The organism is Chryseobacterium sp. 7 (assembly GCF_003663845.1).
GTDB lineage: Bacteria > Bacteroidota > Bacteroidia > Flavobacteriales > Weeksellaceae > Chryseobacterium.
Window position 1 is genome coordinate 888817 of sequence record NZ_RCCA01000001.1, and the last position, 25250, is coordinate 914066.

Consider the following 25250-nt stretch of genomic DNA (forward strand, 5'->3'; position numbering starts at 1 on the left):
TCGGCAAATTGAAAATTTGACGGAGTGGTTCAAAAAACACAAACATTTTCAATGGGTTAGTATGAAAACATTTGTGTCAAGAAGTAGTAAAAAAATATGATGAAAAAGTGGTTAAAGAATACCTTCAGCTTCGGAAATTGTATTCAGAATATAATCCGGGGCAGCCTTTTCAAGTTCCGATTGGGTCTGAGCTCCGGAAAGAACCGCTACTGTTAATCCGCAACCTGCATTTTTTCCCTCTTCAATATCAATAACAGAATCTCCTGCCTTTAAAACCTTATTGGCTTCCGTGATATTGAATTTCTTCATTGCAAGATGGATCATTTCGGGGCTTGGACGGCTTTCCGAAACATCGTCTGCGGTAATCAAAGCATCAAAATGAATATTTTCTTTCCAGTTGAGTTTATCTAAAAGCTGTTGAGCGATTTCCGATGTATACCCTGTATTTAAAACAATTTTTTTATTTTGAGACTTCATGCTGAGCAGGAAATTTTCAGTTCCGTTGATGGGTTTTACGTCAAGGTTTTTATAGGATTCCTTTAGTTGGTCCGAAAAATTCTCAAAAATAGCAGGAGCATCCTCTTCATTTCCATTAATTTCTTTTAAAAGACTTGTGATGGCTTCCAGTTTTTCCATTCCGGCACAGCTGGATAATACTTTTTCCAGGCTTACTTTGTAGCCATAATCATTCACGGCATTAGTAAGTGTTTTGTAGACTACATTATCCTCATCAATTGTTGTTCCGGCCATATCCAGAACTAATAATTCTATATTTTTCATTTCAATTTTATGCGTAAATTTTTTCAATATTAAATAGGGAAAAGCCTCCGCTTCCCGTCATTCCTTTTCCTCCGATACCCGTTACAATATGAATATTCGCAGATGGACTGTGCTCAAAAATATCTTTCGTTTTGCACTGGGAATAAATTCCAAACCATCTTCTCTGAATTTCATACGTAGGAAGATCAATAATTTTCTTAGCCTCAAGAATCATAAATTCATCAATCTCCATATTAAGATCGTATCCAAGATCATCTGTATTTTTGGCATCCGCATATTCGTGAGAGTCTCCAATAATTACAGAACCGTCAAGTGCCTGTTTGAATAAAATATGAACTCCGTATTTCTTCTCAAATGAATTAGGATCTTCTAATGCCTTGATCTTCTGAAAAGAAGGACATTCGCTGAATGATTCATACCTTCTCACGGAAAGCCCTGTAAGGATATTTCCCTGAAGTGAATAGATTCCTTGGGGCTTGGTCTGAAGCATCTGCAGTTTACTTACCTCCAGATCACTGTCATTGAATATGTTAGGGTATAAAGTTTTGAACTCATGTCCACCGCAGATAATGATTTTGGAAGCGTTAAATTCCGTTCCGTCTGCTGCAACAGCTGTACATTTCTGATCATCTTCATGGGTTTCAAGGATCGTTGTATTGTAGAAAATCTGCAAGCCCATTTTTTCCTGAAGCAGCTTGTGAAGTTTTACAATCATCTCTGCAGAATCTACTGAAAGTTCCTGCGGGAAAAACAAACCCCCTTTGCAATAATCGGAACGAAGCCCGTCAAATTTCTTGATGCAGTCGTTTTTAGATAATAAAACAGATTCATAATCATTATTTCTGTTGATTTCATAAAGCTCTTCAATCAGCTGAAGTTCTTCATCATTAGAAGCGATATATACAGATCCGTTTTGTCTGATGGTAAGATTTGCCTGATTATGAAGTTCATTGTATATTTTGAGACTTTCTCTTCCGAAATTCTGCCATTTAAGATCCATTCCGGAGGGCACTACCTGTCCGAAATTCCTTACCGTGGCACCCTGAGGAACAGAATTTCTTTCCAGTAAAGCCACCTTAAGATTTTTCTTCAGCGCATGATAAGCGTGGAATGTTCCTAAAATTCCGCCTCCTACAACGATTAAATCAAATTTTGTTGTCATTGTATTATAATTTATAAAATTTTCGACGTATCGAAATTGATGAATTGATTAGAGTTTGAGTTTGATTTCGGCTTTGACTTTTTTCTGAAAGCCAGAAAAGCTATCACCGAGAGAATTAAAACAGCGATTGTTATAATATAATTTAAATTGATATAGAAATTTAACCAAGAAGTCTGAGCTGAACCGAAGTTTTTATACAAAAGAATCAGAACACTTCCCAGATAACCGAAGGAATCTACAATATAAATCAGAAAACCTACATTTCCTCTGATTTCAAACGCAGCGATCATCCTGTCAAAATAAATTCCATTGAAAGGAATATAGCAGATATACATTCCGAATCCTGAAATAGTCATCCATAAAAAAGGAGACAGGGAACCCTGCTGGAACAGATAAGTAGAAAGCCCTACCGTAAGAATCCCTGCAAAAAGAATATAATGATAATACGCAAATGCCTTTTTATTGTTTTTTACTTTTACCATAAAGCTTAAAATTACGAGAACCATTATAGCAATAGGAATTTCCGTTAAAGTAAAAATGGAACTGTCAAAAGTAAAATGCAGCCCGTCCCAGATTTCACGGTTGAAATTATCTCTGAAATCTCTTAAAACCGTTAAGCTGATATAAAGAAATATGATACATACGATGGGTACAAAAAACTGCTGGATCAGTGCTTTTCTTTCTGAACCATTCAACGGCTGTCGCTTGTTTTTAAGCAAAATATCTTCTTCCGTAGGCTTTGGAATTTTATTTAAAAGCAGTCCGAAAAGCAGTAAAGGGATGATAAAAATAAGTCCGGCAGAAAAGGGCATCCAGAATTCTGGAATGGAGAAATTATCCATCAGAAATTTTCCTACAGATTTTGTAAATCCTGAAGAAACGACAAAGCTTGAACATAAAAATAAACCGATAATTTCTGTTGTTTTGCGTCCTTCGATATAAGAGAAAACAATTCCCCAGATCATTCCCAGCGGAATTCCGTTGATGAACATAAACAGAATATTGTAAGGAGCAGGAACGGCTGCAAACCCCAACAACGCAAGCTCAGCAATAGCAATGAAAGTAAAAAGATAAGTAATTCTTTTCTGAGGTTTCAGTTCAGAAATAAATTTGATCCCGATGAATTTTGAAATAAAATAGCCTACTGCCTGGGCAATGATAATCAGAATCTTATAATCAACCCCAAAATAAGAAAGACCTCCGAAAGATGCTACAGTAAAAGGTTTCCTGAAACCGTACATGCAGAAGTAAACACCGAAAGCGGCAAAAGCGGCCTTCAGTGTTACCAGTGTTTTTTTATTGATAGTTCTTGCCATGGTAATGGGTTAGAAGTTCAGTTTTATTCCAAGATTGAATCGTACTCCATAATATTCCACCTGCTCAGGGCGGTCTTCGTTTTTACCAAAATGATAGATCAGAGGTTTATTCAGAATATTGTTCACATCTGCATACAAAGTCAGGTATTTCGTAAACTGATAAGAACCTCCGAAATCAAGATTGCTGTATTTACCATAATAAGAATCATTGATATCTTCTTCAGCATATTCTACAGCGTACTTTCCTTTGTAGTTGTAAGCCAGTCTTGCATTGAATCCTTTTTTCTCAAAGAAAAGCTGGGCATTGTACAATTCCTTTGCCTGGTAGGGAAGTGCTACCTTTCTTCCGCTTGGTTTTTCCATTTCGGAAGTCATGAATGTGGCATTCAACTGTACCCCGAAATATTGTAAGAATCCTGGAAGGAAATCAAATCTTTTATTAATTCCCAACTCAATTCCTCCTAACCATGCTGCTTTTCCGTTATTAGGTGCTGTAAACTGTACTCCATTCATTCCGTTATAGTTTCCGATAAAAGAGTCCTGGAAAATAGGATCAGTAATCGATTTATAGAACACGCCACCGCTCAGAATTCCTACATTGGAGAAATAATATTCTCCCATCAGGTCAAAATTCAAAGAATAGGTAGGATTAAGATTGGGGTTTCCACCTTTGAACTCGTTGTCTGCTTCAATATAAGTTCCTCCCGGAGTAAGATCTCCAAAATTGGGTCTTGAGAAAGTTCTTGTGGCAGCAAAACGAAGGTTGGTTTTATCGTTTAATGTATATTTTAAGTGAATCATCGGAAGGACAGCCAGGTAGTTTTTGGTATTTTCTACAGGAGTCAGTATGTTATCATTTACACTGTACCCTTTCACTTTTGTATTGGTATTGGATAATCTGATTCCTCCTAAAATGGTAATCTTATCATTCAGTTTATACGTTGCCATTCCATAGGCATCAGCATGCTTTTCAAACACATCAAAGTTTCTTCCTAATGCTTTGTTATATTCCAGCGCTTCGGAATCAGTCGTATTTATTTTTAGATTTCCCTGGTTGTCATACCAAAACTGGTTCATTCCTTTGGTAGAAAGTACAGGACCAAATGTGTTGCCGATGTGGGCATTCATTTCACTTAAATATTTCGGACCGTTGGGCTGTGTCGTGATATATTGAGAAAAATCAGACATAAGAGGCGCTGTTCCGCTGCTCCAGTTGTAGAAAATATCAGAGAATTTTGCATTACGTTCCTTATCTCTGTATTTAAAACCATACTTTAAAGTCAGTTTATCAGAAGCATTAATTTCGTGGTTGAATGCTGCTACAATCTTATCCTTTTCCTCTACAAATACCTTATAGAATTCAAGATCTGTAAACCTCATCTGAGAAGCATCCATTTTAAAGTTCGGATCGCTGTAAAAACCGAATAAAGCATCTGGGTTTTTATAATCTAATTTCCCACCATCGGCTTTCCAATAAGCTCTTGGTCCATTTCCATGATCTGAAATATAATCAGGATTAATGCCTACACCAGATTGAGTGTATTTGATGACATAGTAAGAATTATTCTGCTTATCAGGAATATTTCCATACTTGAATTTGTTGTCATAATACGATAAATCCCAGTCGATTTTTCCTTTGTTTAATTGATGAACAGCTCCCAAGGAAACAGATGTAAGCTCCGTAATCAGTAAATTGTGGATATTCTGAAGCTCCACTCTTGCTGTATTATTGGTACTGCTGAATTTATCAAATCGGATTCTATGCTTGTAGTGGGTTTCGTCATCTGATAATGTACCATACATTCCTTTTAAATAAAATGTCGTCTTTGGGGATAATACATATTCAAAAGCGGTATTGATACCAGTTGTTTTTCTTACACCGTTATAATCACGGAGTTCCAGCCTGAAAACCCCTTCGTCACCACTTCTCCTCGCCTCAAAGTTATCGGTAGACCAGTTTCTGATGAAATGGGCAAAGTTGAATAAATATCCGAATTTTTTATCTTTCGTTCTTCCTCCATATAAAAATCCAAGGTTGTAAACTCCTTTATCAGACTTTGCATTATAGCCGCTTCCTACAGTGGCTTTGAATTCTGTTTTCATCGGTGGTGTTTTGGTGATAAAATTGACACCGCCACCTATTCCATCTGCTTCCATATCTGGGGTAAAAGACTTGTTTACATGTACATAGGAGATCAGTTCCGTAGGAAAGAAGTCGAATGCTGTTGCTCTGGAAGTGGTTTCTTCCTCAGCAGTAGGAAGCCTGTTTCCGTTGATGGTTGTGGATGCCCAGAATGGCGGAAGTCCTCTAAGGGAGACAAATCTTCCTTCTCCCTGATCTCTTTCAATAGAAACTCCCTGTACTCGCTGTACTGTTTCTGCTGCATTTCTGTCCGGTAATTTCCCAATCCCATCTGAGGCAATTACATTGGTAATATTGATCGCATTTTTCTGAAGGTTTAAAGCTCTCGCTTCTGTATTTTTTAATGTTCCGGTAACCACTATTTCATCAATATTTTTTCGTGGCTGGGAAAGTTTGATAATTCCCAGATCAACCGTTTGTTCCGGTTTCAGATCAATAGTAATGTCTGATGATTCATATCCTATATAGCTGATTTGTAATATGTATTGACCTTCTTTAATATCGTTGACAGTAAATTTTCCTTCAATATCTGTCGTTGTATTTTTAGATAAACCTTTTATTTTGACTGTGGCTCCGGGGAGAGGCTGGCTGTCGTCAAGAACAGTTCCTATAATTAACTGTTTTTGCGCTGAAACAAAGACAATGAAACAGACAAAAACAAGGGTAAGTAATTTCTCTAATTTTGTTTTCATTTTTACATATATTAAATTTTTTATGCAAATCACGCTAATAATTTTAATATATATAAATATTTTGTATTAAGTATTGTTTAACAAATAACCCCGGATTGTTACGTCTTTTTTACTTTACAACCAATTGAGTTACCTTTGAAAATTTAATAAAATAGGGTTTAAAGTGACTATTTCAACGTTTTTAGTGAATGTTTTCCCAAAATATCAGGAATAGAAACCTGCTGAAAACAGGCTTGTTTTAGTTCATATTTCGTTCATCTTAGAAGAAAAGAGAAAATCAAAAGTTGCATATTTGTAAACTTTTGTGTGTTTCGGGAAATCCAAAATTGAATAGTAATATATAAAGTGACTATTATTTAAACGCAAAGTTCACTTACTATACTGCAAATTATAAGGGTGCAAAGGTGGCGATGTTGTCGCTGATGAAGCGTGATTATTATGCATAGGCTTAGAAAGGATCAATGAAATTGATTCCATTCTTTGCTCCCTAAAAATATTAAGCTTAAATAGTAAAGCTTTGCGTTAAAAAAAGTATTTAGGCTGTATAAAAATAAAGAACAAGCATCACACAGCTCTCATCACTAATACTTACCGGTACGTGAGGGAATTTACCGTTGAAATAAAGGGAATCTCCTTCTTTTAAAATGATTTCTTCATTGTCAATTACATATTTCACTTCTCCTTTCAGAATATATTTGAATTCCCAGGCATCCGTAATGACCTTTTCTCTTTTAGAATTTGGTTCGAGAGTAAGTAATACAGCTTCAAAACCCAAAGAATGAAGACTTTTGCTGAAAATATGCATATACTTGAATCCTTCAGCTTCCACCTCCTTTTCAATAACTTGCTGGCTTCCTTTCGGAACGTAGATGAATTTAGCGTTGGATTTTTTCTCAACTCCTTCAAAGAAATAGCTGGCATCAATCTCAAGCGACTGGATCAGATCTAACAGAACGGGAAGCGAAGGAATCGTTCTTCCGTTTTCAATCCTGGAAACAAGGCCGTTGCTTACATTCGCTTTGAAAGCCAGATCATTAATGGTTAAATTATTCTTTTTTCTAATATCCTTTAATCTCTTGCCGATACCTATTAAAAAGTCATTCATACTGTGTGCAATTTAACCTGATTATTTTTCGCTATTACTAGAAGAACAAAGGTAGCATTATTCTTTAGCTGAGTACTATTTTAAAGTACTAATTTGATTTAAGAGTAAGGAAATTATATCCCTGTCCACCAATTGTATAATAAGGTCTGAAATATCCTTTCAGAGTAATCTCCCCTCTATTATAATATACACTGCCTTCTTGTTCTTTATTTATATCTATTGTTAAATGTTCAACACCCCTTTGGTCGGTATAAAGATTGTCCTCTGAAAGAATAGAACTTTTATTCAATGGCCATAATAAATCCATTTCAACTTTTTTTAACTCACCTTTCATATAATGACCTTGAACATTGTTATCTAAAAATTCGTATTTTACATTTTTTACCCCAACTCTATATAATCGATCTCCTACTGGTTGAAAGGTTTCTTCTCCTCCCATATCATATACAGGTATAATATGTTGTATGTATATATTTTTTCCTTCGTGCTCAAGTAGATAATCATAGAATAAAGAATCGGGTTGATCAACAAATTCTAAAGTTCCCTTATCCTGAGATGTTGTAGTAATATTTCCATTAAGTATAATATTACTATTTCCACTTATATTAACATCTCTCATGCTATGATGGCTTAAAGCATTACCTCTTCTATTTTGAAGAAAAAAATAGATTATAAGGCATAATGTAGATAGAATTAATAAAGAAATTATTGATATTTTAAGTATTTTATAAGACTCATTCCTCCCTAATTTTGAAAAAGATATTTTTTTTAAAAGTAGCCTAACAATAGTTGCAAATAGTGAAATAGCCAAGCCTCCAATTCCTGTATACTTTAAAATTTCCTCCATGATTTGATTATTTTAATAAGTTTAAAGAGTAATGTCTATTAAAGATAAATATATTTCAGATGACTTTGTGGATAAAAAATAGTCTATATGATTATATTTTTATTTCTTTCCTTATTTTTGTAAAACTCCTTATTTCATCTATGAAAAAAATTATTCTTATCGAAGACGAAACCAGTGTAGTTTCCTTTATTAAAAAGGGGCTTCAGGAAAATGGATATGAAATTTCTGTGGCTTTTGACGGGCGTACAGGAGTACAGCTGGTGCAGGCTAACGATTTTGATCTGGTAATTTTAGACATAATGCTTCCGGAAATGAATGGGCTGGATGTATGTAAAGAAATAAGAAAAACCAATCAGAGTGTTCCGATTTTATTTCTGACTGCTTTAGGAACTTCTGAAAACATTGTTCTCGGGCTGGAAAGTGGTGGAGATGACTATCTGGTGAAACCTTTTAAATTCATTGAACTGGTAGCACGGGTAAAGTCTTTACTAAGAAGAAGCAACAATAACGGACCACAGGAAATCACTGAACCTGAACCGGATAATGAACATGTGTTTCAGTTTTCTGATCTGATGGTGAATGATTATACCAAAAAAGTTATCCGTGCCGGAGAAGATATTTCTCTTACTTCCACAGAATATAAACTTCTTTTGTATTTCCTGAATAATCCTGAAAAGGTAATTTCAAGAGCCGAAATTCTGGATGCGGTTTGGGGAGTAAATTATGAGCTTGGAACCAATGTGGTAGATGTATATGTAAACTACTTAAGGAAAAAACTGGACAGCCACGATGATAATAAATTGATTCACACTGTGATAGGAATGGGTTATGTGTTGAAAAAAGCATAATGAATGTTTAATAAAGTCATTACAAATCAGACCAAAACGATGGTGCTTTTGATGTTGGTTTTTACCGCCATCATTTTGCTGTTCAGTGGTTTGGTGTACTTTTCAATCGTTAATTTTTCACACCAGAGATTTTATGAGCTGCTGAAGATCAGAACAGCTACTATTGTTCAGATTGAAAAAAGCAAAGACCATCTGGATCTTCCGGAAAATTATGTTCTCAGCAGTCTGAATGACGAAGAACTACCGATGGAAAAAGACTATGTTTTTGCTGTTCCTACAGATTCCAATTTCAAAAAAATCTCTCAGGAAGTACATATTCCTTCGTATTTCTTTAAAAATATCATCAAAGAAGGAGAGTCCAATTATAATGATGAAGAGTTCTATTATATAGGTCAGAGTTTCAGATATGATGATAAAGATTATATAGCCATAGCTTCTGCTAAAAACCATTATGTTGTTTATTATCTGGGCTTTTTGAAAAGAACACTGCTTACCTGTATTGTGCTATCGCTTTTCTTCAGTATGATTTTCTCTTTTTATCTGTCTAAAACTTTATTCAGACCAATCTTAAAAATTACCGGAAAAGTAAAGGAAATCAGTTCTGAAAATCTTCACTTAAGACTGGAATCTCAGCCTGATAATAAGGAACTTAATGAGCTGGTAGATACCTTTAATGATATGCTCAACCGTATTGAAACTTCTTTCGAAACCCAGAATCACCTGATTGGAAATGTTTCCCACGAATTGAGAACCCCTCTTACATCCATTATGGGCGAGGCCGATGTTGCTCTTTCCATCAGCAGAACCGCAGATGAATATAAAGAAACCCTGGGAATCATTCTGGATGAAGCCGAAAAGCTGGATAAAAAGATCAAAGCATTGCTTATGATTGCCCAAACCGGATTTGACGGAAAAATCCAGAAAATGGACAAGGTAAGAATTGACCAGCTGCTTTGGGATGTTATTGAAACCCTCAGAAAAATTGATTCCCGAAATAATATCTATCTGGATATCAGTATGCTTCCCGATAATCCGAAAAAGCTCAAAGTACAAGGGAACGAGCAGCTATTGCATCTTGCAGTGGCCAATATCATTAGCAATGGCTGTAAATATTCTAATTTCCAGCAGGTTAAAGTTTCTCTTGGTGCTACGAATACAGACGTTTATATCATTGTAAAAGATAATGGTATCGGAATTCCGGAAGTAGAAATGAACAAAATCTATGATCCATTCTTCAGAGCCTCCAATACCAATAATTATGAAGGCTACGGAATAGGGCTTCCGCTGGCAAGAAACATCGTAAGAATGCACAACGGCGAGCTGATAGTAAGCTCGCACGAAAATCAAGGCACAACAGTACAGATGCGTTTCCCTAATTTCTATAGCACGCAGAAAAATGAAGAGATAAATAAGTAAAAAACACTATTTTATCTTTATTTACTTGTCTTTTTTAGTCTGTTTTATTTTGACAGATAGGGTGTTACGTCATTAATTTCGTTCATTTTCGATGGGGCTTTATTCCCATATTAACTCCCCTTAACAATTTTCTAATCTCATTTTAATCTCTTTAATCACATTTTAATTCCGTTCCAAAGATCTTCTAATATGGTCGTTCTACTTTTGTATCATCGAAAAAGATAAACACGATACAAAATAATAAGAACATGACTAAAACAATTTTAATTGCAACAGATTACTCTCTTGAGTCATTGAATATATTGAAAAAAGTACTTAAAGAGAAAGATGCCGCTGAAGATCAGAACCAATACAACATTCTTCTGACTTCCGGATATGATTCCGGAGATTCTATCAGAGATCTTTTGTTCAGTACCAAAACTTCTGTTTTTAATAAAATCAGGCCGGCAGAATTCTGTGACGCCCTGGGAATAATAAGTAATAAATATCCTCATCTGGTTAATAAAACCATCTGCGAGATTTTTACAGGAAGTTTCCAGAGAACATTCAACCAATATGTAAAAGCGGAGAATATTGAGGAGGCTTACTATTCTCCATCTATCAAAAGCAAAGGAAAAGGCAAATTTGATCTGATTCCTTACATCAAAAAATGCAGAGAACTGAAATCTCATGAAATTACAGTTGAAGTGAGAGAAAAACTTCCGGAAAGAGGAAGGCTGGCAGAGATCTTTGTAGAGGTCTAAAAAATTAAACACTATTTAAAAAGATAAAAAATGTTAAGAAATTATAGTAACAGCAGGACACTGGGAGACAATATCAGGTTGGGGACGCTGACTGCCTTTACAGCAGGTACTATAAACATTGCTTCCCTATTGATATTTCTCTCTTTTACGTCGAACGTAACGGGACACTACGCTATTTTAGCGGCTGAGATCAGTAAAGGAAACTGGACGCAGGTAGGAGTCGTAGGAGGATGGATCTTCCTGTTCTTCTTCGGAAGCTTCCTGTCCAACTTTATTGTCATCAATTTTAATAAGAAAAGTAAATATTTTGCCCATTCCATGCCCATTGTGCTGGAAATCATATGTCTTCTGTTTGTAGGAGTTTATGGGCAGTTTTATTATCAGAAAACATTAGAAGAAACAGAATATTTAGTCGCATTGATGCTTTTTGCTACCGGATTGCAAAACGGATTAACGGCAAGTATCTCCAATTTCTCTGTAAAAACAACCCACCTTACCGGAACAACTACCGACCTGGGAATCCTGGTATCCATGTTTACACAGAAAAAATACAGAAAAAACGGAGAATTGATCGGCAGGGCAAAATTGTTGATGAGTATTATGCTGGCATATGTAATGGGAGCGGTATTCTCAGGATTAACATATTACTACTTGGAATTCAGAGTGTTCTATGTTATCAGTATATGTCTTCTGATTGTTATCGGGTACGATGCCTATAAAATCCATATCCGTCACTTCAATACGAAATACAGATACAGCAGGATTTATAAAAAACCCAATCTTTTTGCTTACCTGTATGATAAAATCCATGGAATTCCGAAAAGAGAGAAGAAAAGAAAGCTTGTCTTTGAGGATTAAAATATAAAACACACTATTAATTTTTTGTATAAACTAGCTGTAAATGCCCTTATTTTATTATGAAATAGGGGTGTTTTTATTAAAAATAAACTTTAAAATCTACAAATCTCTTGCTTTTTGTCACATTTTTCAAGGCTGTTGAAATGAAAATTTTCCGATTAGATCAATAAACTGCCTAATGCCCTTCATTACAAACATTAAAAAAATTGGTTGGGGATAAATAGGCAAAAATGTTGATAATTAAATATTAAATCACGGTTTTGGTATTTTAATTCCCGTTTTCATTGACTATTTTTGTAAGTTGATTTACGTTTTTATGTCAGATATTATTCAGCTTTTACCGGATCATGTAGCTAACCAAATTGCAGCAGGAGAGGTGGTGCAGCGGCCTGCATCCATCGTGAAAGAACTTTTGGAAAATGCTATAGATGCAGATGCAACGAAGATTGAATTGATCATCAGGGATGCCGGGAAAAACCTTATTCAGGTGGTAGACGACGGAAAAGGAATGTCCGAAACAGATGCCCGTATGGCCTTTGAAAGGCATGCTACCTCCAAAATCAAAGGAACAGAAGATATCTTTAAGATTGCTACAAAAGGATTCCGTGGTGAAGCGTTGGCTTCTATTGCTGCGGTTTCTCAGGTAGAATTGAAAACAAAACAGCAAAATACATCCATCGGAACCAATATTTATATAGAAGGCGGAGTTTTCCAGTTTCAGGATCCGGTTCAGACAGCAGACGGATCAAACTTTCTGGTAAAAAATCTTTTCTATAACGTTCCTGCAAGAAGGAAGTTTTTGAAAAATAATAATGTTGAATTCAGACACGTTATCGATGAATTTCAGCGAGTTGCACTGGCTCATGAAAACCTGGAGTTTTCCCTGTTTCATGATGACGAAGCTGTTTTCAGACTGAGAAAAGGAAGTCAGATGCAGCGTATTGTAGATGTTTTCGGAAGAAAGCTTCAGCCGCTTTTAATTCCTATCAAAGAAGATATTATCTGGTGTAAGCTTCATGGTTTTGTGGCCAAGCCGGAAGGGGCTAAGAAAGCAAGAGGTGAGCAGTTCCTTTTTGTAAACGGAAGATATTTCAGAAGTCCATACTTCAATAAAGCTGTACAGGAAGCTTTTGAAGGGCTTCTTCAACCGGGATATGTGCCTTCATTTTTCCTTTTTCTGGAGCTTGATCCGGAGAAGATAGATGTGAACATCCATCCACAGAAAACAGAAGTGAAATTCGAAGATGAGCATCTTATTTTTGCTTTGCTTCGTTCCACTATAAAAAGATCTTTAGGAATTTATAATGTTTCTCCAAGCCTTGATTTCGACAGAGATCCGGAGCTGGATGAAATGATGAACAAACCCATTCCAAGTAAAGGAAATGGAGGAGGATCCGGTGGAGGGGTATTCAAAATGCCTGAAATTATTGTAGATAAAGACTATAATCCGTTCCTGGAAGAGAAAAATGTAGTACATCCGGAAGAAATTCAGAACCTTACCGAAATGTACCATCAGAATATAACGGCAGAACCTTCAAAGATCAATTTATTTGAAGATGAAGATTTTGACGAAGACTTGATGAGACTCCCGAACGGCTACTGGCTTTTCAATAAAGGAGATGTTACACTCATGCTGGATCTGGGAAGAATGCACAGACTGCTGGTTTCTGAGGGGAATAAATCTACCAGAAAGTCAAATACAAACAGTCATGCGCTTCTTTTCTCTCTGGAGTATCATATGAATGAAATTGAGAAGACAAAATACAATTCGATAAAAAAATATCTTCCGGAATTAGGGTTTGACATGAAAATTGCTCATGAAAGTGTACTTCGAATAGATTCACTTCCCGAAGGGCTGAAAGAAACCCAGGCAATGAAGTTCTTAGAAAATCTTTTTGAGATTCTGGATTATAAAACGGAAGAAGAATTTTTGCAGTATTACCATAACCAATGGAATAAAATGCAGTCGAAGTCAAGATTTGACTTTATTTATAAAAAAGATGCGGAACAGCTTATTAAAGATTTTACAGCATTAGGCTTCCCGGAATTTTTACCGGATGGCAAAAGATGCTTTTATGAAGTTCCGTTTAACGACTTTAAAAACAAATTTTAAAAAATTATGTTTAACAATATACCACCGATTACAAGGAATATCATTATCATCAATGTTATTGTTTATTTGGTCGCTAATTTCCTGCTTCCGAATTTATACAATACACTTTCGGGGTTTTATCCTTTCTCTCCAAATTTTAAATCTTGGCAGATCATTACCCACATGTTTATGCATGCCCCGCTTAACGAAAGTGGAGGGATCATGCATATTTTGTTTAATATGTTCACGTTGTTTAGCTTCGGTCCTATTCTGGAGCAGATGCTGGGAGATAAAAAGTATCTGATATTATATTTTGCGAGTGGTTTAGGTTCCTTTTTTCTTTTCAATCTCTGGAACTTTGTGGAAGCACAGCAAATCATTTCCGGGCTGCAAAGCTTAGGTTTAAATGCATCAGAAATCTATCCTAAAGCAGCTCTTGATTATGTGGGAAGTATGAAGATCAGTGCTACCACAGTTGAAGGGCAGGAATTATCCAGCCAGTATTACGCATTATTAAAAACACCTATGCTTGGGGCTTCCGGAGCTATCTTCGGAGTAATAGCCGCATTTGCAACACTATATCCGGATGCTAAAATCGGAATTATGTTTATTCCCGTTCCCATAAAAGTAAAATACCTGCTGCCCATCATTGTGGTAGTTTCTATTTATCTTGGTATTTCCGGAAACGGAGGCGGTGTTGCCCATCTTGCCCACGTAGGGGGAGCATTGGTCGGTTGGCTGCTGGCAAGGATTTGGAAAAAGCATTTGTACAGATTCAATTAAAATAATCCTGTGAAAATCTTCCGACTCATCCTGTTTATCCTGCATCTTGGAATTCTTTTTCTGTTGCTTGGTACATTACTGAACGCTTACGTTCCGCCTAAGATTTTTCCTTGGTTTAACCTGCTTTCTTTGGGTTTTCCGGTGCTTATCATATTGTATGTCATTCTAACGATATTCTGGGTAATCAGTTGGAAGAAAAGAGCTTTTGTATTCATGTTTATAGGGTTGGCCTTTATCAATCCGGTGAAAAGATGGGTGAATTATTCTTCTCCTAAGCCAGCAGAGTCTGAGATAAAGGTGCTAACTTTTAATACAAGGGCTAATAAGGTAAGAGGTGAAGCACTCGGGGATTATCTGAAGTCTCAGAATGCGGATGTAATTCTTTTACAGGAAGATCCCGGAGAATCCTATCAATTTGCAGGATATCAAAAATTTAACTCACATTTCGGTTTGGTTGTTTTAACGAAACATAAAATTATCAGCCAAAAAGTTATAGAACCTAATGATGAGAATATATGGACTCCTGGTATAATGGCTGATATAGAAATCAATGGAAAAGTATATCGGTTTGTTGATGTTTATCTTCATCCGTTCCGTTTTGAAAAAAAAATGGTGGAGCTTAACGGAGATACAGATACCAATGAACAAAAGGTAAAAGATATTGTAAAAAGGCTTATTCCCACCTTTAAAAAACATCAGGAACAGGTGGGTCTGATTAGTGAAGCGGTTAAAAACTCACCTTATCCCGTTATTCTTACCGGGGATTTCAATTCTGTGCCTAATTCTTATGAATATTATCATTTGTCTGAAGGGCTTGAAGATGCATTTTTAACAGCAGGAAAAGGAAGTTCCACCAGTTTTCATGATTATAAATTCCCCATTAGAATCGATTATATTTTTTCTTCCCCATCATTAAAGGCAATATCTTATAAAGTTGACCGTTCTGTAAGTATTTCAGATCATTATCCTGTCATTGCAAAGTTCTCTATGGAGAATAAATAATCATAAAAAGAGTTAAAATTATCTGCTTGGTAGGATTTTTGTTGAAAGAAATTCGTACCAAGACCGTTTTTTCATGAAGTCGAATCAGATACTGCTATTTATACATATCGCTGTTGCAGTGTTGCTGCTATGCACACTGGGGAATGCGTGGATTCCGCCTAATATTTTGGGCAATCTTAACCTTCTTTCCCTGGGTTTCCCGTATCTGATATTGTCTCATGTTATCCTGACGGTCATCTGGATTATTAAAAAACAAAAGATAGCCATCGCATTTGCACTGGGTACACTTATTTTCTATAATCCCATCAGAAGATGGATCAACTTTTCACCCAAAACAGAAAATGCAAAAACAATACGTGATATTAAAGTATTGACATTCAATGTGAAATATGGAGAGTATGGTTGGGATAAAGTGAAAAACTATATCAAACAGCAGGATGCTGATATTATTCTTGTCCAGGAAAAAGATACTAACCGTGCTATAAAACGTGATCTTATAAAATATCCTTCGGTTATTCTGAAAACAAAGCATAAAATTGTAAGACAGGCAGAACTGATTGATGAAAAAGCACGTGGGAATTCTTTCTATGCTGATATTGACATCAATGGAAAAGTAATCCGGATTATCAATGTTTATCTTGAACCATTCAGGCTTGATAAATCTATGTTTACCAAACTGGAAGGGTTGGGATTAGGGAATGTTTCCACATTGCTATCTCATATGACTCCTACTTTCCAGGCACATGAAGATCAGGTGAAGAGAATCAGAAAAATGGTAGATTTATCACCTTATCCGGTTATTTTAGCAGGAGATTTTAATTCTGTTCCCAATTCCTATGAGTATTATAATCTTGGAAAAGACCTTCAGGATGCCTTTTTGGTGGCAGGAAAGGGTAGCGCAAGCAGTTTTCATGATTATAAGGTGCCTTTGAGAATTGATTATATCTTTACTTCGAAATCCATTATTCCCTTAAGCTATAAGGTGGATCAGTCTGTGAAATTATCGGATCATTATCCTGTAATTGCAGAATTTCTGCTAAATTAGTTCCATGAAAAATTTACTGTCTGCTATTTTTATCTTTATACTCCTTTTTACTGCGTGTTCCAAGAAAGAATCTCCTGGGTTTGGAGCTGAGCCGGAAATTAGGATGAAGTATGATACTACTGCTGTTGATTCCTTTTCTACAGGTGCTGTTTCGGTAGATATCGCCAGAAAGATAAGAATGTCTTCTCCTCAATATCTTGATTCTGTAAAAGAGGCTAAAAAGCTTCAGGAAGAAGAAAATAAGATAAAAGCAGAACTGGAAAAAGAAAATAAAACAAAACAGGAGGAGGAAAAGAAAAAAGCTGAAGCAGAAAAGAAACAGAAAGCTTCGGAAACACCATCAACTACAGATGCAAAAACACAATAAAGCTAACATCATTAAAACAATATACAATATGAAAAAAACAATTCTTGCAGCAGCAGTGATCTCAGTATTTACTGTAGCATGTACAAAATCAACAACAAAAACAGAGCAGGTAGAAAATGCTGACGGATCTGTTACCACCACTACCACTACCGTTACAGAAACCCCAAACACAGTTGATACCGCAAAGATCAACAATGCTAAAGAGGATGTGAAGAACAAAGTAGATGAAGCGGGTAATAAAATAGACGATGCAGCTCAGAAAGCGAAAGATAAAATTGATGCAACAGCTGATAAAACCAAACAGGATCTTCATAAAGCCGGACAGGATATCAAGACTGAAGCCAATAAAGTAGGAAAAGACATTAAAGCAGGAGCTCAGGAAGCAGGAAACAATGCTAAAGAAGCTGCTAAAAAAGGAGCTTCAAAAGTAGAGGAAGCTGCTAAAAAAGTAAAAGAAGATTTAAGTAAATAAAGCAAAAGCCGTAATTCTGATTGAATTACGGCTTTTTATTTTTTATAGAACGTTTGAGAAATAATCTTTATTTATTCATCTCTAGCAATGGATCAATGTATTCTCTGTCATTGCTTAATCTAGGGACTTTATTTTGCCCGCCAAGCTTTCCTTTACCTTCCAGCCAATGATAGAACAGATTGCTTTTAGCAATATGGACAATAGGTCTCTTAAGTGTTATATTATTGTATCTCTTTGCTTCGTAGTCTGAGTTGATGGTCTTTAAATGCTTATCAAAAGCATCAATAAAGCTGTCCAGATTATCCGGATGCTGGCTGAATTCAAAGATCCATTCATGGGCACCGCCTTCATTTCCTTTCATGAAAACAGGTGCTCCTGTGAAATCCGTGATTTGTGCTCCTGTTAATTCGCAGGCTTTTGAAAGAGCAGATTCCACATTGGTAATCATCAGTTCTTCCCCAAAGGCATTGATATAATGTTTTGTTCTTCCTGTTATTTTTATTCTGAACGGGTTGGTAGATGTAAAGACAACCGTATCTCCAATCAGGTATCTCCAAAGGCCGCCATTGGTGGTAATTACCATTGCATAATTTTTTCCCACTTCCACATCTTCCAGGCTTACTACTTTCGGATTTGAAAAATGGAACTGATCCATAGGAATGAATTCATAGAAAATACCGTAATCCAGCATAAGAAGCATTTCATCACTGTCTGATCTGTCCTGTATACCGAAGAAGCCTTCGGAAGCATTGTAAATTTCGTAGTAATTGATGTTTTTTCCGATGATCTGCCTGAATTGTTCCCTGTAGGGCTTAAAGCTGATTCCACCGTGAAAAAACACCTCCAAATTAGGCCACAGCTCTGAAATACTACCGATGTTAGTTTCCTTCAATACTCTTTGCAGAAGAACCATCATCCAGCTTGGTACGCCGAGGATACTTCCCACATCTTCATTTTTTACTTCAGAGGTGATTGCTTTTAGTTTGCTTTCCCATTCTCCCATCAAAGAAACCTTCTTGCTTGGAGTGGTGGTAATTTCTACCCAAAACGGAAGATTGTCTATCAGAATAGCAGATAAATCTCCGAATTTTGTATTGAAGTCTGCATATAGCTCTGAGCTTCCTCCTAAACGTAAATTCTTATAATTAAAAAGCTGGTTTTCGGGATGATTATTGGCGTAAATGGAAACCATGTCCTTTCCTGCCTTCATGTGGCAGTATTCAAGGCTTTCTGCAGAGATCGGGATAAATTTGCTCTTGGCATTGGTAGTTCCCGATGATTTGGCAAAATGTTTAATAAGACCGGGCCAGCTTACATCTTTATATCCCTGCCTCGCCTTTTCAATATAAGGCTCCATTTCTTCGTACGTAACAATAGGAACCTTGTTTTTAAAATCCTGATAACTTGATATAGAATTGAATCCGTATAGCTTACCATATTCCGTATCCTCCGCATGAAACAGCTGAGAAAAGAGTATACCTTTCTGTGTTTCAATAGGATGATCCATGAAATTCTGTATCTGATCTATCCTTTGACGGATAAACCAGTTAACTACGGTGTTGAAAAGTGCTTTGGTTGCCATTTCAACAAATATAATGATATTTGAATTTTCAGAAAATTTTTTAAGTAATTAAATAAAAAAACCGTTACAAAATCTGTAACGGTTTGATATTTAGTTTATTGTTTACTAGCAATACTCATCGTATGCGGCCTGAAGGTTTGCTGCAATAGCTCCCGCAGGGTTTCCTTCGATGTGGTGTCTTTCCAGCATGTGAACTAATTCACCGTCTTTGAAAAGCGCTACACATGGAGAACTTGGAGGGAATGGAGCAAGGTGTTTTCTTGCTTCTACTACGGCCTCAGTATCAAATCCTGCAAATACAGTTGTTAAATGATCAGGCTTTTTATCTCCTGTTAAAGAGTATACTACTCCTGGTCTTGCAGCTCCTGCAGCACAACCGCATACAGAATTGATGACCAATAATGTAGTTCCGGACTGCTTCAAAGCATCTTCTACCTGAGCCGGAGTTGTTAAATCCTGGAAGCCTTTATCTGTAAGTTCTGCCTTCATAGGCATTACCAAATCTGTTGGATACATATATTATTGTTTTTTATCTCTACAAAGTTACGCAATTCTTTGCTTTTCTTCAATATATAAAAACTATCAATTGTTTAGTCATAAAAGATTAATCAAATATTAATATTGCAATAATATTCTTTAAAACATGAGATAATACTAGGAATAATAAAATATTATTATTAAATTTGAAATGATTCTGAAAAACAAACGACCGTGAAAAAACATTTAAAAGCTTTCCCTCAAGCAATCAATCATTTAAATACTTTCTGAAATATGGCAGTATCTTAATTCTTTTTTTCAGTTTAGAATCAAACTGATTAACAAACTTTAATATCCAAACAAAGTGAAGCCCGGAACTGAAAAGTTCCGGGCTTCTAATCAAATCGATATGCAAAGGTTGTATATCCTTAGTTATGGAATGAGATCCGTTTTTGCGGGCTTTAAATTAAACTTAAATCCCGAATCCGGCTCCCATTATGAAAGGAGCTTTTTAGCCATCTCGGAAATACTTTTCCCGTCAGATTTTCCGGCTAATGCTTTGGAGGCTGCTCCCATTACCTTCCCTAAATCTTTGATAGACTCAGCTCCGGTTTCAGCAATAATATTTTTAATTTCTGTTTCTAATTCTTCAGCAGAAAGCTGTTGGGGTAAAAATTTCTCAATGACTTTACTTTGAGCTTCTTCTACTTCTGCAAGATCCTGTCTGCCCTGAGCGGTGAACTGCTCAAAAGAATCTTTACGCTGCTTGATCATTCTCTGCAGAATGGCAATTTCCTGCTCTGCAGAAACTTCAGCACCTCTTGCTTCTGTTTTTAAAAGAAGAATCTGAGATTTTACAGCACGAAGAGAATCCAGAGCTACTCTGTCTTTTTCTCTCATGGCTGTTTTTATAGCTTCGCTTATTGTATTTTCTAAACTCATATTATCTTTATTTGTATTAACGTAAAAAGTATTAATGTATTCAAGAACTAAATCTGTAAAATCATTAATACATTTTACATCAATACATTAATACGTTTATTTTAGTCTACGTCTTTATTTAAAAATCTGTTTTCTCTGATCTGCATAGATCCGTTGTTGTCAGACAGATAAGTGTTGATGTTCTGATCTGAAGCATTGTTTCCGTCAATCGAGATATTTTTTCTTTTGAAAGCAGGAATAGATTCAAACTCGCTTGTGCTGTCAAAGCTTTGGTAGCGTGAGTTGAATTCTTTTAATTTATTTCTTCTTTCAATTACTCTTTCCTGGTCCATCGTTTTATTCACGAATGTGAATTCTGATTCTTCCGTTTTTGGAGCTTCAATTTCTGTTTTGTTTTCAAATGCAGGTTTTGTCTCTGCTTTTGGTTCTTCCTGTTTCTGGTAGAATGTTTCTATCTTCTGAGCAGGCTCTGCTACAGCAGCATTGGCAGGGGTATTGAACTCTGCTTTTGGCTGTCCGAAATCTGTATTGGGCTCATTTCTTACAGGCTCGTTTACAAAGAAGCTGAATTCAACAGGTTTTTCTTCAGAAAAAGAGTTGTTGAAGGTAGTTCCGGACTGTGGCTCATCTTTTTTATGTTCAAAATCAAATGAGAAAGACTGGATTTCAAGATCGTTCGGATCTTCATGCTCTTCATCAATAGAAAACAAGCTGTATTCCTGCTCTTCTTCTTCGTTTCTCCAATTCTGTTCAGGAGTATTTACTGTATCTTCTTCTTTATCAAAGAATTTTATTTCAGTTCTTGGCTGCTCTTCTTCAATAATCATTTTTTTTTCAGTAGGCGTCGCGTTGAACGGAGTGTCGTGGTCTTCGTCATCTAATCTGAAAAGGTTTTTTCCGCCAAAATCATGTGTTGTTTCAGGAGCTGACTCTCTTTCTTCTCTTGTTTTGAAAGGAGAGTTTTTCTGAGCTTCAAAACTATCGTTAAGGCTGATTCTGATTTTCTCTGTAGGTCCTGCGAATTTCTTATTATCGTTTGAGAATCCTGTAGCAATAACAAGAACGCTTACAGCATCTCCTAATTCTTCATCTGCACCTACCCCAAAGATAATATCTGCAGTGTTTCCTGCTTCTTTCTGAATGTGATCCATGATGATACCAATCTCGTCCATGGTAACTTCTTCAGCACCACTTCTGATCAATAACAGAACGTTTTTAGCACCAGTGATCTTATTATCATTCAATAATGGGGAATCAAGGGCTTTTCTTACTGCTTCTTCGGCTTTATTTTCACCGGAAGCTGTTCCTGTAGACATCAATGCTGTCCCAGAGTTCTGAAGTACAGATTTAGCATCTCTAAAGTCAATGTTTACATCAAAGTAACCTGTAATAACTTCTGCCATACCTTTCGCGGCATTGGTTAACACTTCATCGGCTTTTGAGAATCCCTGCTTAAATCCAAGGTTTCCGAACTGCTGTCTTAGCTTATCATTATTGATGACAATAAGGGAGTCAACATTATTTCTTAGTTTATCAAGACCGTTTTCTGCCTGTTCCAACCTTCTTTTTCCTTCAAAACTGAAAGGAACGGTAACAATACCAACGGTAAGAATTCCCATGTCTTTTGCTACTTTAGCAATGACTGGAGCGGCTCCGGTACCTGTACCACCACCCATTCCGGCAGTGATAAACACCATTTTGGTGTTTTGGCCCATAGCAGCTTTGATATCTTCAATACTTTCGATGGCTGATTTTTCTCCTACTTCAGGATCAGCTCCTGCCCCAAGACCTTCGGTAATGGTAGTTCCCAATTGTACTTTATTGGCAACAGGGTTGTTATCTAGAGTTTGAGCATCTGTATTACAAATCACGAAATCTACTCCGTGAATTCCTTTCTCGTACATGTGCTTCAGAGCGTTGTTTCCACCGCCCCCTACACCGATTACTTTTATAATGGATGAATTTCCTTTTGGTAAATCAAATGAAAATCCTTGTGTACCTATATTTTCCATAACTATACTTTTAATAATTATAATTGATAATTGATTGATGACAATTGATAAGGAAAAGATCGTTTATCGCTTATCATACATCATTTATAATTTACTCTACTTCTTCAAAGAATTTTTTTACTTTTTCCATAAGCGACTGCCCGAAGGTTAATTTCGCTTTTCTGTTCTCCTGTCTTTCATTTTCAAAAGACTGTTGCTCCTGAACTGGCGCTGCCTGCTGAACAGTTTGAACTGTTTCCGGTTGTACTGAAGCTGTTTCCTGCTTTGGTTGCTCCGTGACAATTTCTATCATTTCATCAGCATTCTGCTTTTTATCTCTGATTTTTAAACTTTCCATCAGTAACCCGATAGAGGTAGCAAATTCAGGGCCTTTCAGGTACTGATTCTTATCGTTGGCGATATATTCGTTCGCAAAACCGATTCTGCTGTCAAAACCAGTGGTATAATTGGCCAGCTGACGAAGATGTTTCAAATTTGAACCCCCACCTGTAAGAACGATTCCGGCAATCAGTTTTTTCTTTTGTTCAAAAGCACCGTAAGCTTTCAGTTCCGTATTCACCATTTCCAAAACTTCTTCTACTCTTGCATTGATGATCTGTGCTAAAGTTTTTAAAGAAATTTCTTTGTCTGGTCTTCCGTGAAGCCCCGGAATAGTTACAAAAGTACTGTCTTTTTCTAATTCGGGAACAGCCGAACCGAATTTTACTTTCAGTTGTTCTGCATGTTTCTCGATAATGGAGCAACCTTCTTTGATATCTTCGGTAATAATTCCGCCTCCGTATGGGATCACACAGGTATGACGGATGATATTATCCTTAAATATAGCAATATCTGTTGTACCACCACCAATGTCAACGATGGCTACACCAGCTTCTTTTTCTTCTTTGGTAAGAACGGCTTCAGAAGAGGCCAATGGTTCTAACGTAAGAGCTTCCATTTCCAGCCCGGCTTCACGAACGCATCTTGCAATGTTTCTGATGCTGCCCATTTGGCCTACTACAACGTGGAAGTTAGCTTCTAAACGTTTTCCGTGCATCCCGACGGGCTCTTGAATTTCCCCCTCAGAATCCACTTTATATTCTTGAGGAAGTACGTGGATAATTTCTTCTCCAGGAAGCATAACCAGCTTTTTTACCTGATCTTTTAATGCCTCAATGTCGTCGTCTGTGATAAATTTATCCGGATGTTCACGCATAATATAATCGGAGTGCTGCAGAGAACGTATGTGTTTTCCTGCAATACCTACCGTAACTTTGCGGATAGGAACGCCAGCACTGGACTGTGCTTCGGATACTGCAGCCTTGATTGAATTGATGGTTTGTGAAATATTATTCACAATCCCTTTATGAACACCAAGACTTTTAGCTTTTCCTACACCGAGAACTTCTATTTTCCCGTGTGCATTCCTTCTTCCGACAATCGCGACTATCTTCGTTGTCCCGATGTCCAGACCTACTGAATACTCTTGATTTTCCATTTTTATATCGATTTGATTTTTTTACTTATTTCCTTTTTTCTGTAAGGATATTATCCTATTTGTGTATTAAATGTCCTGAAGGACTTATTCTATTTTTACTTTTGCCTTGGGCTTGGGTTTTGCCGAGGCAGTGGCTTTTTTCTCTGTTTTTTTCGTTTCCTTTGTATGTGCTTTTGTCTTTGTAGCCTCTTTCGGTTTGGCCGGTGTGGAACTTGCTTTTTTCGCTTCCGCTATTTTTGGTTTAGTTTCTGTTTTTTTAGCCGCTATTGTAGGGGCTTTTGCCAATTCCATTTTTCCTGCTTTTAAAATACTGTCATTTTCTTTAAAATATGGATTTAAAGTAGTGACAATCTGGTTCTGATATTTTACAGAAACCATGCTGTATTTCTGAGGATCCTGATAGACCAGGTATTTTTCTACAAAAGTTTTAAATCCTTTTACTTTAAAATCAATATTATCAAGATCTCCAATTTCTACTCTGTAGTTTCCTTCGCTTGTCAGAAGGCTGTAACTCTCTTTATTTTTTGAGATTCCGATAAAATATTTCTTACTGAAATCATCCTTATCGATTTTTTCTACCAGTTCTGCCAGCTTTTCATATTCATCCGGCTTTACATTTCCGGTTACCAGCATACATGGATGCGAATAGGTTCTTGAGATAGGAAATTCAATTCCTTTTTCATCTACATAAAAATCTTTTCCATCTTTATTAAGCCTGAATACGGGAACTCTCTGCTTAATATCCAGATTCAGCTTCCCATTGAGATTCAGGTAGACATTGGCACTGTCAACAGCAGGAAGAGCATTTATTTTTTTTTCTAAAGAAGGGATGTTAAGATCACCTACATTTCCAGATGGATTTTCTTTTTTTACGATCTCCCTGATGTCTTTTTCATCCACGAAATACACCGGAGTTTTCTCGCTCATTTTTACAGAAATCTTATTGTCGGTAATCTGTTGCCGGCTGAATCTCTTCAACGAGAAACTCAGTAACAATCCAAGGATGATTACAGTGACAACAATTTTTAATATTCTGTATTTATTTTTCATACATCTTTTGTATTCATGTATTTATGTAAATGTATTCAT

At 36.4% G+C, this 25250-nt stretch carries 22 protein-coding genes; 10 read left to right on the plus strand and 12 right to left on the minus strand.

Annotated features, from left to right (window positions below; all coding sequences use genetic code 11):
- Window positions 1-111: 111 nt before the first annotated feature.
- The 6 genes from CLU97_RS04190 to CLU97_RS04215 form a co-directional block, all read right to left on the minus strand.
- Complete coding sequence (locus CLU97_RS04190) at window positions 112-780, minus strand: HAD-IA family hydrolase (protein ID WP_121489644.1); 669 nt, start codon at window positions 778-780, stop codon at window positions 112-114.
- Window positions 781-787: 7 nt separating this feature from the next.
- On the minus strand, window positions 788-1942 hold the full coding sequence (locus CLU97_RS04195; protein WP_121486828.1) for a TIGR03364 family FAD-dependent oxidoreductase: 1155 nt from the start codon (window positions 1940-1942) through the stop codon (window positions 788-790).
- A gap of 11 nt (window positions 1943-1953) precedes the next feature.
- Window positions 1954-3258 carry a DUF5690 family protein gene (locus CLU97_RS04200; protein WP_121486829.1) on the minus strand — a complete coding sequence of 435 codons (1305 nt, stop codon included), beginning with the start codon at window positions 3256-3258 and terminating at the stop codon, window positions 1954-1956.
- Window positions 3259-3267: 9 nt separating this feature from the next.
- Window positions 3268-6093 carry a TonB-dependent receptor gene (locus CLU97_RS04205; protein WP_121486830.1) on the minus strand — a complete coding sequence of 942 codons (2826 nt, stop codon included), beginning with the start codon at window positions 6091-6093 and terminating at the stop codon, window positions 3268-3270.
- Window positions 6094-6628: 535 nt separating this feature from the next.
- Complete coding sequence (locus CLU97_RS04210) at window positions 6629-7198, minus strand: helix-turn-helix domain-containing protein (protein ID WP_121486831.1); 570 nt, start codon at window positions 7196-7198, stop codon at window positions 6629-6631.
- Between the two features lie 88 nt (window positions 7199-7286).
- A complete protein-coding gene (locus CLU97_RS04215) occupies window positions 7287-8045 on the minus strand; it encodes a hypothetical protein (RefSeq protein WP_121486832.1) in 759 nt (252 codons plus the stop codon).
- Window positions 8046-8185: 140 nt separating this feature from the next.
- Between CLU97_RS04215 and CLU97_RS04220 the strand changes: the two genes are divergently transcribed.
- The 10 genes from CLU97_RS04220 to CLU97_RS04265 all read left to right on the plus strand — a co-directional run bounded on the left by CLU97_RS04220 (window position 8186) and on the right by CLU97_RS04265 (window position 17671).
- A complete protein-coding gene (locus CLU97_RS04220) occupies window positions 8186-8893 on the plus strand; it encodes a response regulator transcription factor (RefSeq protein WP_121486833.1) in 708 nt (235 codons plus the stop codon).
- A gap of 3 nt (window positions 8894-8896) precedes the next feature.
- Window positions 8897-10309 carry a sensor histidine kinase gene (locus CLU97_RS04225; RefSeq protein WP_121486834.1) on the plus strand — a complete coding sequence of 471 codons (1413 nt, stop codon included), beginning with the start codon at window positions 8897-8899 and terminating at the stop codon, window positions 10307-10309.
- A gap of 248 nt (window positions 10310-10557) precedes the next feature.
- Window positions 10558-11052: a hypothetical protein gene (locus CLU97_RS04230; protein WP_121486835.1), complete on the plus strand. Its 495-nt coding sequence runs from the start codon at window positions 10558-10560 to the stop codon at window positions 11050-11052.
- A gap of 30 nt (window positions 11053-11082) precedes the next feature.
- Complete coding sequence (locus CLU97_RS04235) at window positions 11083-11910, plus strand: YoaK family protein (RefSeq protein WP_121486836.1); 828 nt, start codon at window positions 11083-11085, stop codon at window positions 11908-11910.
- 316 nt (window positions 11911-12226) lie between these two features.
- Window positions 12227-14023 carry a DNA mismatch repair endonuclease MutL gene (mutL, locus tag CLU97_RS04240; protein WP_121486837.1) on the plus strand — a complete coding sequence of 599 codons (1797 nt, stop codon included), beginning with the start codon at window positions 12227-12229 and terminating at the stop codon, window positions 14021-14023.
- Window positions 14024-14029: 6 nt separating this feature from the next.
- Window positions 14030-14785 (plus strand): rhomboid family intramembrane serine protease, encoded by a 756-nt coding sequence (locus tag CLU97_RS04245; RefSeq protein WP_121486838.1) that lies wholly within the window; start codon window positions 14030-14032, stop codon window positions 14783-14785.
- A 9-nt stretch (window positions 14786-14794) separates the two neighbouring features.
- Complete coding sequence (locus CLU97_RS04250) at window positions 14795-15787, plus strand: endonuclease/exonuclease/phosphatase family protein (protein ID WP_228437519.1); 993 nt, start codon at window positions 14795-14797, stop codon at window positions 15785-15787.
- Between the two features lie 73 nt (window positions 15788-15860).
- A complete protein-coding gene (locus tag CLU97_RS04255; protein WP_183084512.1) occupies window positions 15861-16832 on the plus strand; it encodes an endonuclease/exonuclease/phosphatase family protein in 972 nt (323 codons plus the stop codon).
- Between the two features lie 4 nt (window positions 16833-16836).
- Window positions 16837-17199: a hypothetical protein gene (locus CLU97_RS04260; RefSeq protein ID WP_121486840.1), complete on the plus strand. Its 363-nt coding sequence runs from the start codon at window positions 16837-16839 to the stop codon at window positions 17197-17199.
- Window positions 17200-17227: 28 nt separating this feature from the next.
- A complete protein-coding gene (locus tag CLU97_RS04265; RefSeq protein WP_121489646.1) occupies window positions 17228-17671 on the plus strand; it encodes a hypothetical protein in 444 nt (147 codons plus the stop codon).
- 67 nt (window positions 17672-17738) lie between these two features.
- On the opposite strand, the gene CLU97_RS04270 is transcribed toward CLU97_RS04265, so the two are convergent.
- The 6 genes from CLU97_RS04270 to CLU97_RS04295 form a co-directional block, all read right to left on the minus strand.
- The gene (locus tag CLU97_RS04270; RefSeq protein WP_121486841.1) at window positions 17739-19253 is read right to left on the minus strand and encodes a GH3 auxin-responsive promoter family protein; all 1515 of its coding nucleotides are present in this window, start codon (window positions 19251-19253) and stop codon (window positions 17739-17741) included.
- 105 nt (window positions 19254-19358) lie between these two features.
- Window positions 19359-19769, minus strand: coding sequence for a BrxA/BrxB family bacilliredoxin (locus tag CLU97_RS04275; RefSeq protein ID WP_027372869.1), 411 nt, complete (start codon window positions 19767-19769; stop codon window positions 19359-19361).
- Window positions 19770-20225: 456 nt separating this feature from the next.
- Window positions 20226-20672, minus strand: a complete 447-nt coding sequence (locus CLU97_RS04280) for a GatB/YqeY domain-containing protein (protein ID WP_121486842.1) — start codon at window positions 20670-20672, stop codon at window positions 20226-20228.
- A 101-nt stretch (window positions 20673-20773) separates the two neighbouring features.
- Window positions 20774-22684 (minus strand): cell division protein FtsZ, encoded by a 1911-nt coding sequence (gene ftsZ, locus CLU97_RS04285; RefSeq protein ID WP_121486843.1) that lies wholly within the window; start codon window positions 22682-22684, stop codon window positions 20774-20776.
- Between the two features lie 91 nt (window positions 22685-22775).
- Complete coding sequence (ftsA, locus tag CLU97_RS04290; protein WP_121486844.1) at window positions 22776-24161, minus strand: cell division protein FtsA; 1386 nt, start codon at window positions 24159-24161, stop codon at window positions 22776-22778.
- 84 nt (window positions 24162-24245) lie between these two features.
- Complete coding sequence (locus CLU97_RS04295; RefSeq protein WP_121486845.1) at window positions 24246-25211, minus strand: cell division protein FtsQ/DivIB; 966 nt, start codon at window positions 25209-25211, stop codon at window positions 24246-24248.
- Window positions 25212-25250: the final 39 nt, after the last annotated feature.